The 13,262-nt window shown below is 71.6% G+C and carries 9 protein-coding genes; 2 read left to right on the forward strand and 7 right to left on the reverse strand.

All coding sequences use genetic code 11. The features are described from left to right. Nucleotides 1-100 precede the first annotated feature (100 nt). From ACZ39I_RS38755 to ACZ39I_RS38770, 4 genes are all read right to left on the reverse strand, one after another. A complete protein-coding gene (locus ACZ39I_RS38755) occupies nt 101-2,101 on the reverse strand; it encodes an ABC transporter ATP-binding protein (RefSeq protein ID WP_467250001.1) in 2,001 nt (666 codons plus the stop codon). A gap of 40 nt (nt 2,102-2,141) precedes the next feature. Next, nucleotides 2,142-2,900, reverse strand: a complete 759-nt coding sequence (locus ACZ39I_RS38760) for an NUDIX hydrolase (RefSeq protein WP_030326766.1) — start codon at nt 2,898-2,900, stop codon at nt 2,142-2,144. A gap of 130 nt (nt 2,901-3,030) precedes the next feature. Next, nucleotides 3,031-4,941: a glycogen debranching N-terminal domain-containing protein gene (locus ACZ39I_RS38765; RefSeq protein ID WP_467250003.1), complete on the reverse strand. Its 1,911-nt coding sequence runs from the start codon at nt 4,939-4,941 to the stop codon at nt 3,031-3,033. A 701-nt stretch (nt 4,942-5,642) separates the two neighbouring features. Further along, on the reverse strand, nt 5,643-7,541 hold the full coding sequence (locus ACZ39I_RS38770; RefSeq protein ID WP_467250005.1) for a DUF4192 domain-containing protein: 1,899 nt from the start codon (nt 7,539-7,541) through the stop codon (nt 5,643-5,645). Between the two features lie 140 nt (nt 7,542-7,681). On the opposite strand from ACZ39I_RS38770, the gene ACZ39I_RS38775 reads away from it, so the two are divergent. Both ACZ39I_RS38775 and ACZ39I_RS38780 read left to right on the forward strand, forming a co-directional pair. Then, entirely contained in the window at nt 7,682-9,853 is a 2,172-nt protein-coding gene (locus ACZ39I_RS38775; RefSeq protein WP_467250007.1) for a RecQ family ATP-dependent DNA helicase, read from the forward strand. Between the two features lie 295 nt (nt 9,854-10,148). Next, nucleotides 10,149-10,781: a hypothetical protein gene (locus tag ACZ39I_RS38780; protein ID WP_330324930.1), complete on the forward strand. Its 633-nt coding sequence runs from the start codon at nt 10,149-10,151 to the stop codon at nt 10,779-10,781. A gap of 222 nt (nt 10,782-11,003) precedes the next feature. Here ACZ39I_RS38780 and ACZ39I_RS38785 read toward each other — a convergent pair whose 3' ends face one another. The 3 genes from ACZ39I_RS38785 to ACZ39I_RS38795 all read right to left on the reverse strand — a co-directional run bounded on the left by ACZ39I_RS38785 (nt 11,004) and on the right by ACZ39I_RS38795 (nt 13,144). Then, a complete protein-coding gene (locus tag ACZ39I_RS38785; protein WP_467250009.1) occupies nt 11,004-11,669 on the reverse strand; it encodes a hypothetical protein in 666 nt (221 codons plus the stop codon). Between the two features lie 68 nt (nt 11,670-11,737). Continuing rightward, nucleotides 11,738-12,439, reverse strand: coding sequence for a ribonuclease HII (locus ACZ39I_RS38790; protein WP_467250011.1), 702 nt, complete (start codon nt 12,437-12,439; stop codon nt 11,738-11,740). Between the two features lie 81 nt (nt 12,440-12,520). Next, entirely contained in the window at nt 12,521-13,144 is a 624-nt protein-coding gene (locus tag ACZ39I_RS38795; protein ID WP_467250013.1) for a TetR/AcrR family transcriptional regulator, read from the reverse strand. Nucleotides 13,145-13,262: the final 118 nt, after the last annotated feature.

The following is a 13,262-nucleotide window of genomic DNA, read 5'->3' on the forward strand; positions in this document are numbered from 1 at the left end:
GTGATCGCTCACCCCGTCGCAATTGACGCCTTATCGGAAAGAAATGCGCTTTCATCGGGAAGTTGTGCGCAGGTCGGGACCGGAAGCGCACGGTCGGTCGTCATCGGGCCCTGCTACGCAGGGTCGTGAGCAGATACGCACACAGCAGGGCGGTCAGCGACAACGTCAGTGCCCCGCCCACCGGTTGGGCGATGACACGCACCGCTCCGACCAGATAGCGCTCGCCGCCGAAGGGCCATTGCAGCAGGAAGACCTCGCGCAGCCGCACGGGAAGACCGGCCACCGCTCGCAGGGATGCCCCCTCCAGCGCTTTCTGCACAAGGGGTACGACGACAACGGGTACGGCGACCACCGCGGCGAGCCCGGCCGTGGTGGACCGGAAGACGCCGGCGGCCAGGACACCGGCCCAGGCGCACCCGACCACGAGCCCGAACCAACTCGCGCTCAGCACCAGCCAATCCGCGGGAACTTCCGCGAGTTCCCGTCCGTAGACGAGATAGAGCACTTCGGCGTCGCAACCCACCGCGAGAAAAGCCAGCATCAGCGCGGTGAGGGCGGCGACGACGAGTTTCGCGGTGAGCAGTCCCAGTCGGCGGGGGACGCTGCCGCGGTCCGCAGCCAGGGCGGGGTGGCGGAACTCGTCGCCGAACGCGAGTGCGCCGAGCAGGCCGGCTCCGAGCGCAGCCGGGGGCAGCGGCAATTCTCTCGGCCACGCGGCCAGCAGACGTGCCTGCGGGGTGTGACCGACTCGCGCCAGGAGTACGGCGGTGAGGGCGGACGTGACGAGCACGGCGGCCGCGGTGAGGAACCCGGTGCCGATTCCTGTCGCGCGGCGCAGTTCGTAGCGCAGGGGGCGCAAGGGGCTGGGGGCGGACCGTGCGGAGATGGGGGGTGGGAGTGGGGGTAGGGGGGCGGGGGCCTTGGAGACGGTGGTGGGGCTCGGAGCGGTATCGCCGCGCCCCTCAGTCGGGCCGCTGTCGGTGTCCGGACTGCCGTGTACCGCTTGGTCGCCGCGTGCCCTCCGGTCGGCGGGCACGACCCGGTCACCGGGCCTGTGCGAACCGTCCTGCGACGCGGGCCTGTCCTGCGCTCGGCCGCCCCGCGGTGCCGTCCCGGCCAACCCCACGGCCCGATGGCCAAGGAGCTCACCGGACTCGGGTTCCGTCACGTCCTCCCTCGCGTCCCGGGCCGCTTCCGCGGTCTCGCCGGGAAACGGCCCGGCACCGGGCCCCATGTCCCCCATCTCGTCGGCGAGTTGGTGGACCAGGATGCCGTGACGGAAGGCCGTCTCACCGACGTCGGCACAGGTACTGCCGTACACGGACAGGCGATTGCCGCCTTCCCGGACGACTTCGACGGAGCGTTGAGCCGTACGGGCCTCCTTGGCGAGCAGGGCGGCGAGCCGCACGGCATGAGGGGTACGGACGGCGACACGGGGGCGGAGTCGGGTGCGGGCGAACTCCGCGGCAACCTGGTCTGCGACGAGTCGGCCTTGCTCGATCGTGATGACGTGGTCTGCGGCACGCGCGGCCTCTTTGGGCTCGGACGTGGTGAACAGGACTGTGCCACCCTGGGTGGCGTGCGCTCGCAGCATGCCGTGCAGCCAGTGACTCTCACGGGTGGAGAGCCCGTCGGCGGGATCGTCCAGCACGAGTGTGTGCGGGTCCGACAACAGGGCGCAGGCCAGGCCCAGGCGGCGGTCCATGCCACGCGACAGCGTGCCGAGCCGCTCGTCGCGCAGGCTGACCAGGCCCACCACTTCGAGTACTTCGTCGGCGCGCCGGGCCGGGACGCCGACCGCGGCGCTGAGCATGCGCAGGTGGCCGCGGACCGTGCGCGCGGGATGGCCGGGCACCTCGCCCAGGAGTACGCCGACCTCGCGCGAGGGGTGCTCGATACGGTGCAGCGGGCGGCCCCTGAAGTAGGTGAGACCGCGGCCCTGTTGGAGTTCGAGCATCAGTCTGAGCGCTGTCGTCTTGCCCGCGCCCGTCGCTCCGAGAAGCGCGGTGACGTGGCCCGCACGTGCCTCGAAGGACACGTCATCGACCGCGGGCGGGAGGTCCTTGTGGGATTGGCTGGTCAGTCCGAACGCCTGGATCACCCGTAGCAAGATAGCGCGTTATGTCCCATTTTTGGGGCTGTCACACTTCGGGGCGCAGCATCGGGGGATTGAGAAGAGTTGCTCCGCCGGCACGGAAGAGCTGGGCGGGGCGGCCGCCCTGTCGCGTGGTGGTGCCGCCGGTGGGGACCAGGAAGCCCGGTGTGCCCGTCACCTTGCGGTGGAAGTTACGCGGGTCCAGTGCCACGCCCCACACCGCTTCGTAGACCCGGCGCAGCTCGCCGACGGTGAACTCGGGCGGGCAGAACGCCGTGGCCAGCGACGAGTACTCGATCTTCGAACGGGCGCGCTCCACCCCGTCGGACAGGATCTGCGCATGGTCGAAGGCGAGCGGCGCGACCGGCTCGCCGTCTCGGCCGTAGCCGCCCTGCTGCAACAGCTCTTCGACGGGTGCCCAGCGTGCGTTGCTGGCGTCACCACCTGCCCGGGGGGCGGGCAGGTCGGGGGCGAGGGCGAGGTGGGCGACGCTCACCACACGCATCCGGGGGTCACGCTTGGGGTCGCCGTAGGTCGCGAGCTGCTCCAGGTGCGCTCCGTTGTCCTGGACGGGGACGGCCGGGTCATGGGCGCGCAGCCCCGTCTCCTCGGCAAGCTCGCGGGCAGCGGCCTGCGCCAGGTCCTCATCGGCCCGCACGAAACCGCCGGGAAGCGCCCAGCGTCCCTGGAAGGGCGGCTCGCCCCTGCGTACCGCGAGCGCACACAGGGCGTGACGACGCACGGTCAGTACGACCAGATCCACGGTAACGGCGAAGGGCGGAAAGGCTGACGGGTCGTAGGGCATGCGGCGATCATAGTCGTCTGCCTGACGATAAACACTCCCTTCGCCGGTCGCATCGGCGGTTGATCCACTGCCACCTGAACAGGTGCCTTCTCCCCCTGCGTGCCTCCGGCGGACCAGGTGTCGCTCGAGGTCACGCCCTGAGTTGCAGCCCTTCGGCGGCCTCCTCGACCATGGCGAGTCCGAGCCTGCTGACCCGTACCGAGAACGGCGCGCCCTTGATCCTCAGTCCGGTCAGGCCGATCTCTCCGAGAGGCGCGCTGCGCACGGGGCGCAGCGTGACCGTGCCCGCCGGGACGTCGGGGCGGATTCCCGCGAGACTGCTGAGCAGATGGACTGCGGCGGCCCCCGCAGTGGCCGCAGGGCGACAGGCCGCCGGGTGGGGAAGGGGGGCGCTCCTGTCGGTGCGTTGTTCACCGGCGTACATCTCGGGGAGGCGGTGGCCGAAGGCCTCCGCCGCGGCCAGCAGACCCCGCACGAGCGAGGCGGCCTCCTTCTCGTACCCGGCGGCGGCCAGCCCCGCTACGGCGATCGCCGTCTCGTGGACTCTCACGGCACCGGTGCGATGGCCGAACGGGTTGTAGCCCGCCTCGTTCGTGCCCAGTCCGCGCAGCCCCCAGCCCGAGTCCATGGCCGGGCTTCCGAGCAGCCGGGCGAGCTGCTCGGTCTGCACCCTGTCGAGCAGGCCGGGTGCCTGTTCGCCCCCGCCCAGCAGTCCGGTGTCCAGGAGATGGACAGCCGGGGCGCCGAGGTGCGGCAGGAGGCGACCGTCGGGGGCCCGCGCAGCCGCCGGTCGACCACCGCTGCGGTCCTCGACCCAGAAGTCCTCGCGGAAGGCCACGCGTAGTTCGCGGGCCCACTGCCGCAGCGCCGCCCCGCCGGGTCTGTCGAACGCGTCGAGCAGGTCGGCACCGAGGACGGCCGCGCGGTGCGCATGTGCTTGCGTCTCACAGCGGACGGGGCCGCCCGGCTGTGGGTCACACAGATATGTTCCCTCCCCCACGGCCGTCCGCAGCCAGCTCAGACACCGCTCGACTGTCGGGAGCAGCTCTTCCGTCTCCTGTGGCGAGAGCCCCCATCGGAACGCCTCCGCGAGGAGGGCGGGGAAGAGCAGGGTGGCCTCGGTGCCCGTACAGCCGGCTGGAAGGTGGGCGCCCGCGTCCCGGCGCAGCCCTGGAATCATGCCGGACTGCGCTGTCTGCCCGCGGAGTTGGGTGCGCGCGAGAGCGCGAAGCGTCCCCGCGGCGAGCCGGGTACCGAGTGGCAGTGTCATACGGGCCGCGATGAGCGCCTCGGCGGGGGCCAGGCCGCAGCGCCAGGGGACTCCGGCCGCGAGGTGGGTGTCGGTGGGGTGTGCCGGGTCGCGCAGCAGCAGGGACCGGAGATCGTCGATGCTCGTGTGCAGGAGCGGCCGGATTACGGAGTGATCCCCCGACGCGCGGGCGGAAGCCAGGGGGCTGGTCGCCACACGTCCCACGGCTCGGACAGGGCCTGTGCCCTCCAGCCGGACGCGCAGCTCCAGCGCGACCGTGCCTGCGGGGGGCAGGTCGAGTTCCCAGCGCAGCAGGCCTGCCGACGCGAGCGCGTCGGCGGGTGGTGGGTCGGCCGTGACCAACGCCCCGCCTGCCGCGCAGGACCAGCGCAGGCCGGAGTCATGGACGATCGCGGGCAGCTCGGGTCCCGCTCGGCCCGAGGCGATCGTGCCCAGGTCCGCCAGGTCCGTACCGAGTGCCACCTCCACCGGCAGGCGCAGTGGGCGGGCGGCGGAGCTGTGCAGCATGATGCGTTCCGTCCCGTCCGCATGGCGGATGCGCTCTACGACCACGTCGGGATCCGGGCCGCCGCCCTGGGAGACACGCGCGGTGGCCACGAAGCGTGCGCGATCCGCCGCGGTCGTCTGTGCCTGGACCGCGAGTGGCTCGCGGCCGGCGACACGGATCTGACACCGGGAGAGCACACGTCGGCCTGCGCGGTAGAAGCCTTCCAGTCCCTGACCGGTCAACTGCCCTTGATCCGTGGAGATGGCGAGGCCGGGAAGTGCCACGCAGATGATGACCGAGTGTGCCGGGGGAAGGTCGACTGGGGCTCGCGGGCTCGAGAAGCCGCTCTGTGGCGGCGGTCCGGACGGGACGACCGAAGGTGGGCGGGGAGGACGGCTCGCCGTCGGCGTGGGAGTCGGGCTCGGCCTCGCCGGTGTCGACGGGCGTCGTACGACCCCTTCCGACGGAGACGGCTCGCGGTCCCACGACAGCGAGGAAACGGTGTCCTTCCGATCCTGTTCCGCGGTCGGGTCCGGGCGGTGTTCCGCGTCCGGGCGGTGTTCCGGGTCCGGGCGGTGTTCCGCCGCCACCGGGGTGTGCTCGGTGCCGCTGGGGAACCTCGGCTCAGGCGTGCCCGTGTCCGCGGCCCGCGACGGCGGACCGGCGCTTCCCTTCCACCCTGTCGTCGGCGCGCCGAGGGCGGGGCGGCCTTCGCCGGTGGAGGGCGGAGTCGGCTGGTGCAAGGTGCGCTTCCTCTGCGCTCTGCGCGGCTCGGGCGGGTTCGGCGCCCGGTGCGGGGCTCCTGAAGGACATGGGCGATGCGGCGATACGGTCCGGTAGGGGATTCCGCCACTCAGGTGAACGGGACGGGCCCGGCCGGGGTCACGCCCCCGGGCCGGGAAGCCGACCGAATGGCGGCGGCCCGGAGCCACCACCCGGCGGCACAGGTGTGACCACCCGCGCGCGACATGCTTCCAGCGATCGCTCATCCCTCCTCCTCGGTGGCGCCGCCCCCGGGCCGTGTGCCCTCGGGTCGACGTGCGTCGTCCTTGCCGGTGGTGCGGCGGACGGCGCCGGGACGCGTACCGCGGGCCGAACGGGAGCGCGGGCGGGATTCCTCGGCGCAGGGGTGTCGCCCCTCCGCCTCCGCGGAATGGGGACGAGCATCGGCACGAGCTCCGGAACGCACCCGCCTGCGTCGACGGGAGGCCGTAGACGCAGGCGTCGACAGAGTCGGGTCGGCATCGGACGGGCACGACGGCAGCGCGTCGCCGCCAGCGGACGTGCGCGGTGGCAACGCGCCTTCGACGTCGGAAGTGCACGGTGGGAGCGCGCCTTCGACGTCGGAAGTGCACGGTGGGAGCGCGCCTTCGACGTCGGAAGTGCACGGTGGGAGCGCGCCTTCGATGTCGGACGGACCCGGCGGCAACGCACCTTCAGCACCGGACGCACACGCGGGCAGGGCGTCTTCCGAGGTGTCGGACAGCCCCATCATTCCGGCGGAACCCGGCCGGGATGCTGCCTGACCCACGTCCGGACCAGGCGTGTTCGGCCGCATCCTGTCCTCGGTCGTCCTTCCGCCGCCGCACTGAGATGCCTCCGACCGCGCGCGTGCGTCGCGTCCCTCGCGTTCCGCGCGCAGGCAGCGGCGGATGGACTCCGGGTCGAGTCCCTCGTTGCAGGCCTGGTGCAGGAGCCGGGCGAAGAGATAGCTGGGATCTGCGCCCAGGGCCATGGCCAGCGCCTCCCTGGCCTCGATCTCGTCGCCCTCGGACCAGGCGACCCATCCGGCGAGGGTGAGCGGCGCCGCCGCGTGCTCGCCGTAGGGTCCGACACACCGGCGAGCCAACGCGCGCCACAGGCGCAGGGCCGGCCCGGCCTCCTCTGCCTCCATCCACTCGGCCGCGCGGTCCCGGGTCGTCCGGTCCTGCAGGCCGAGAATGAGTTGCGCCGCGTCTTCGTGTCCCAGCAGCTCGTCGTCGCGCAGGTCGGCCTGGAGCGGGCCCGATACGGGCACTGCCTCGGCGAAACGCGTCATGGTGCGCCTGGCCAGGCGCAGAGTCTCCTCGGCCACGTCCGTCCGGCCCGCCTGGTCGAGCATCTTGGGGACCAGTGCCATGCCGGCGGTGTCCAGGGCGACCTCCTGCTCCAGCGCGGCCGCGGTCTCCCAGGGCTGCAGCCTGGCCCGCAGCTCGCGCAGTGTGCCGCGCACCTGCAGTCCGGCGTACGTGGCCGCGGCGGCAAGCACCGATGTGCCGGGCAGACCCATCGGGAGGCCCTCCACAGGGCAGCATTCCTGGCTCGGACAGCAGTACGACCAGTAACGGCCGTCAGAGATGCACAACGCCTCGATCACGGGAACATCGAGCCGGCCACACTCCGTGCGCAGCAGCCCGGCGAGCGGGGCGAGCCGCTCCGTGATCTGCCTTCCCGTCTCACCGGGCCCCGGTTCCTGGCAGAGGTAGGCGACCATCTGTTCCGGCCGGGCGCCCCTGCGCTCGCTGCCGGTGATCAGCCCGTGGGCCAGCTGCCGGGCCACCGCCGGCCAGTCGTCCTTGTTCGCGGGGATGCCGAGCCGGGCCCGCCCTCCGAAGCGGCCGCGGCCACCCCGGTCGTGCAGGGCGACCAGAACGATGCTGTCCTCGGGCCGGTACCCGAGCAGGTAGGGCAGGGCATCGGCCAGTTCGCCCGGAGTGCGCAGGGTGACCTGGTGTTCGGCGCCATGTGCGTCGAATCCGACCCGGTCCCCGATGCCCGAGCCGTCGTAATCCTGCCCGCCGCCGTTTCGTCCGCCGCTGTGCCGTCCGCCGCTTCGTCCGGCACCGTTCCGTCCGCGGTTGTTGCCGTTTGCGGCGGGTCCCGTAGTTTCGCTGTGATTCGTCATGAGCAGACGATCTCGCGGATCTCGATGTTCCGTTTGGGCCTGTGGATAAGTCCGATCAGGGCCACGACAAGCCCGTCTCGTCGTCCACAGCCGGGCCGCCGCGATGCCCGGCTGTCGGAGGCGTCCTGTTGTATGGAGACATGACGCACACGAGCAAGACGGAGTTGCGCGAGGCTGCCGACAAGATCCTCGTCCGGCTCGTCGGGGACAGCACCGGATCGGCGCGGCTGCGCGAGGACCAGTGGCGGGCGATCGAGGCGCTGGTCGCCGACAAGCGCCGGGCCCTGGTCGTGCAGCGCACGGGATGGGGCAAGTCCGCGGTGTATTTCGTGGCGACCGCCCTGCTGCGCGAGCGCGGCGCCGGGCCGACCGTGATCGTCTCTCCGCTGCTCGCGCTCATGCGCAACCAGGTCGAGGCCGCCGCCCGAGCCGGCATCCACGCCCGGACCATCAACTCCTCGAACCCGGAGGAGTGGGAGACCATCCGCGCCGAGGTCGCCGCGGGCACCGTGGACGTGCTGCTCGTGAGCCCGGAGCGGCTCAACAACCCCGACTTCCGCGACAACGTCCTGCCCGAGCTGTCCGCCGCCACCGGCCTCCTCGTCGTCGACGAGGCACACTGCATCTCCGACTGGGGCCACGACTTCCGCCCCGACTACCGCCGGCTGCGCACCATGCTCACCGACCTCCCGCCCGGCGTGCCGGTACTGGCGACCACCGCCACCGCCAATGCGCGGGTCACCGCAGACGTGGCCGAGCAGCTGGGCACCGGTATGAGCTCGGACGCACTGGTCCTGCGCGGCCCGCTCGACCGCGAGAGCCTGAGCCTCGGCGTGCTCCAACTGCCCGACGCCGCCCACCGGCTGGCCTGGCTCGCCGATCACCTGGACGACCTGCCGGGCTCCGGCATCATCTACACACTGACGGTCGCCACCGCCGAGGAGATCACCGCCTTCCTACGACAGTGCGGGCACACCGTCGCCTCCTACACGGGCAAGACGGAGAACGCCGAACGCCAGCAGGCCGAGGAAGCCCTCCTCGCGAACAAGGTCAAGGCACTGGTGGCCACTTCCGCGCTCGGCATGGGGTTCGACAAGCCCGACCTCGGCTTCGTCGTCCATGTCGGCTCGCCGTCCTCCCCCATCGCCTACTACCAGCAGGTCGGCCGCGCCGGACGAGGCGTCGAGCACGCCGAAGTGCTGCTCCTGCCAGGCCGCGAGGACGAGGCGATCTGGTCCTACTTCGCCTCCGTCGCGTTCCCTCCCGAAGAAGCCGTACGACGCGCTCTGGACACCCTCGCCCAGGCGGACCGGCCCCTGTCGCTGCCCGCACTCGAGCCGCTGGTGGAACTCAACCGCACCCGCCTGGAGATCATGCTCAAGGTGCTGGACGTGGACGGCGCGGTCCACCGGGTCAAGGGCGGCTGGATCGCCACCGGGGCGCCGTGGTCGTACGACAGCGAGCGCTACGCCTGGGTCGCCAAGCAGCGCACCACCGAACAGCAGGCCATGCGCGACTACGTCACCACCTCGGGCTGCCGTATGGAGTTCCTGAGGCGGCAGTTGGACGACGAGCAGGCCGCTCCCTGCGGCCGCTGCGACAACTGCGCCGGCCCCCGTTTCACCGCCGACATCTCCCCCGCCGCCCTGGACACAGCCGGCGGCTCGCTCTCCCGTGCCGGTGTCGTGGTGGAGCCCCGCCGGATGTGGCCCACGGGCCTTCCCGCCATCGGCGTCGACCTGAAGGGCCGCATCCCGCCCGGCGAACAGGCTTTGCCCGGCCGGGCTCTCGGGCGGCTGTCGGACATCGGGTGGGGCAACCGTCTGCGGCCGCTGCTCGCACCCCAGACTCCGGATGCTCCCGTCCCCGACGACGTGGCGAACGCCGTCGTGACCGTGTTGGCCGACTGGGCCAAGTCGCCCGACGGCTGGGCGTCCGGCGCTCCGGACGCACCGGGCCGCCCTGTCGGGGTGGTCACCGTTCCCTCGCGCAGCCGGCCCCAGTTGGTGCACTCGCTAGGGAGTCGGATCTCCGCTGTCGGCCGCCTCCCGTTCCTGGGGTCCCTCGCCTACACGGACCACTCCGATGACCTCTCCCTTCCCCGCACCAACAGCGCCCAGCGTCTGCGGGCCTTGCACGGCGCACTCGTCGTGCCTCAGCCCCTGCGGGAGGCGCTGCAGGCAGCCGAAGGCCCGGTACTGCTCGTCGACGACATGACCGAGACGGGCTGGACCGTCGCTGTCGCCGCCCGACTGCTGTCGCGGTCGGGTGCTCAGGGGGTGTTGCCTCTGGTGCTGGCCGTACGTGGCTGAGCAAGCACCGAAGGCGACGGCGCCCCGCACGCGTGCACCGATGCGGGCCTGGAGTTGCCGGGTTCGGAGGCCCCAGGCGTCGCCCGGCAAAACACTGGGTAGGGATATAAGCCACGAACAGTCTGATTCGGGTCGGCGGGCCCAATTGCTCGTTGCCGCAACCAAGTTCGACAGGAAGAATTGAGGTCCGCTCCCCGCACGGCCTCGCCCGTTGACCGGTAGGGCTCTCCTGCGGTGCGCGCTCCCCCGAATCCGACCCCGCCCGCCGTATGGGCGCGTAGCCGAAGGGAGGACCGTGACCTTCGGATTCGCTCCGTCCTCCGCGGCGTCCACGTCGTCAACCGACCTGTCCGCCGCATCCGCCAACCCTCTGGCCCGTCTGCTCGAACCCGCCGAGTGGGCCGAGGCCGGCATCCCGCTGCTGCGCAACCCGCGCGAGGTCGTCAGCGGGCTGCATTCGCGGCACCGTCCCAAACCGGCGACCGCGATCGTGGCAGTCCTCGACCCGGACGAACGGCTGCGGGCGAGCGCCTCGTTCACGCGCCGCCCGGCTCCGGCCGACGGCTGGATGTTCCGGAACACGCTCCTGGCCCAGCTGCGCCGGGTGATCCCGCACGACCTGCGGCGCCGTACCCCCGTGCGCACCGCTGTGCTGCTCTACTGCCGTGAGGGCGACGCTCGTTGGACGGAGGAGGACGGCGCGTGGATGTGGGGTCTGCGTGACGCCTGCACCCTGCACGGGCTGCGCTGCGGGGCGTACATCACGTTGACGCGCGACGGATGGCAGGTGCTCGGCGAGGGACGCGGCGGACGCCGGCCGAACGCGGACTCCGCGCCGGAGCCCTTCGCCACGTCCGAGTCACCGCCTCTGCTGCCGCGCACCGGCGGCGCCGCCTCGGAGGTCCTGCGCCGCGCGGCGGCTCGCTGAAGCCGAGCCAGCCCCGGTCACCGTTCTGCGGCCGTACGTCCATGACGTACGGCCCTTGACGTCGTGGCACCGAGGGCACGTGTCCTGGAACCGGCAGGGCCGCAAGCCGGAGCCCGCCGTCCGCTCAGACGCGGGCATGCCGAAGGGCTCGCCGTGCAGGTGCCGCGCAGGCGGCACCCTTTCCTCACCCCCCGGTGTCCTTCCGGACCCACCGAGACCGGCTCAGACGCCGGCGCCCAGTACCGAGTTGATCTGCTGCGGGTCGCCGCAGACGATCAGCAGGGCACCGGCCCGGGCGAGGGCCAGAGGCAGGCCCTCGGCGACAGCGGCGGCTGAACCGCCGTTGACGGCGACCACGACCACCGGACGGGCCGCGGCCCGCGAGGCCGCGGTGGCGTCCGCGTAGAACACGTCGTCACCGGCGTCGTGCTGGGCCCAGTAGGCGGCTTCACCGAAGGACAGCTCATGGGTGGCCCACGGATGCTGTTCGCCGGTGGTGATCACCAGCACTTCACCGGGGGCACGGCCCGAATCCAACAGGAGGTCTACGGCTTCCTCGGCAGCGTCGAGCGCACCGGCGGCCGAGGCCGGGATGAGCTGGACCTGCGGGGCCGCCGAAGCCGCAACCGACGCCGGGACCGGAGTCGAGGCGGCGGTGGCAGGGGCAGCGGGGCCCGGCACTGTGGGCTTGGCCACGGCCACGTCGTGCGGCGTCCGCTGCACCGGCGGTGCGGGCCTCAGCGGGCCAGGACGACCGGGGCGCGGCGGAGCCACAGGGCGTGGACCGGGTACGGGGCGGGGGGTCGGCGCGGTGCGGCCACTGGCCGGAGTAGCGCGGGGACCCTGGGCACTCTCGTGAATCTGAGGCTCCTCGGGAATGAGAGGCATGGGCTGATATCTATCAAACGTTGGTGCGGCTCGCGCCAGCGGGTGGCACATCAGTGCGAGCGGAACCGTCAGAAATCGAAGCCGAGCTGGCCCTCGATCTTCGGAACGCTTCCGTCCGCCCAGCTGCGGGCCTTCTTGAGGTGCCGCCACTGAGGCAGCGCATCAAGATACGCCCACGACAACCGGTGGTACGGGGTGGGGCCCCGAACCTCCAGCGCGGCCTTGTGCACAGGCGAGGGATACCCGGCGTTGGCCGCGAAACCGAAGTCTGCATGTTCGGTACCCAGTTCGGCCATCATTTTGTCGCGCTGAACCTTGGCGATCACCGAGGCCGCAGCGACCGCCACACAGGACTGGTCGCCCTTGATCACGGTCCGGACCTTCCAGGGCGTTCCGAGATAGTCGTGCTTGCCGTCGAGGATCACCGCCTCCGGTCGGACCGGGAGCGCCTCCAGGGCGCGCACGGCGGCGATCCGCAGGGCGGCCGTCATTCCGAGGTCGTCGATCTCTTCGTGACTCGCGTGCCCCAGCGCGTACGACGTCACCCATGTCCGCAGTTCCTCTGCGAGTTCGGTACGGCGTTTGACGCTGAGCAGCTTGGAGTCCGTGAGGCCTTGGGGCGGTCGGCGCAGTCCGGTGACGGCGGCGCAGACGGTGACGGGGCCGGCCCAGGCACCTCGCCCCACCTCGTCGACACCGGCAATGATCTTCGCTCCGGTCGTGGCGCGGAGGGAGCGCTCGACGGTGTGAGTAGGCGGTTCGTACGGCATGGCGCCCTTAGCCTACGCCGACCGGATCACCCTGCGACACCCCGGTTCCCTCGGCGGCGTCGAGACATACACGAAGAGCACTCACGGTCGGCCCGACCGCAGCAGCGGCAGCACGAACTGGTCGATCATCTCTTCGACATCCTCATCACTCCATTCGCTTCCGCGCATCTTGGAGCGGTACATCATCATGGCCGGAATGGCATCGAAGACATAGTCGTTGACCGCGTCAGGACGCACCTCGCCCCGCTCTATCCCACGGATGATGATCTCGCGAAGGAGTCTGACGCTCGGCTCCACGACCCCGTTGAAGATCACGGCATGGAAGCGTTCCGCCTGGGCCTGATCGCATTCGTGAATGACTGCACGCAGGGCGAAGCCGGGGCGGGAGAACATCGCCTCGCGAGCCTGGCGGCACAGTTCGAGCAGGTCCTCGCGCACCCCGCCGAGGTCGGGGGCTTCCGCGAAACGCGGCAGTCCGGCTCGAAGGGCGTCGGCGACGAGATCCTCCTTGGAGGGCCAGCGGCGATAGACCGCGGCCTTGCCGGTCTGGGCTCCGGCGGCGACGCCTTCCATCGTGAGGCCGTTCCAGCCGACCGTGCTGAGCTGTTCCAGTGCGGCGTCGAGGATCGCACGCTCCAGCACGACGCCGCGCCGACGCAGGGAGGGCGTCTGAGCGGGGGCGGCCGTCCAGCGCGAGGTAACCATCTGAGTGTCTCCAGCGAACAGGGAAGCGGGGATTTCGGGGAGGGACGCAGCACCGCACGGCGACGCAGGGGGACACGCCGCACGCCAACAAACCTAAGTGAACGCTTGCGTTCACTAC

It is taken from the genome of Streptomyces sp. NPDC024687 (assembly GCF_055559055.1).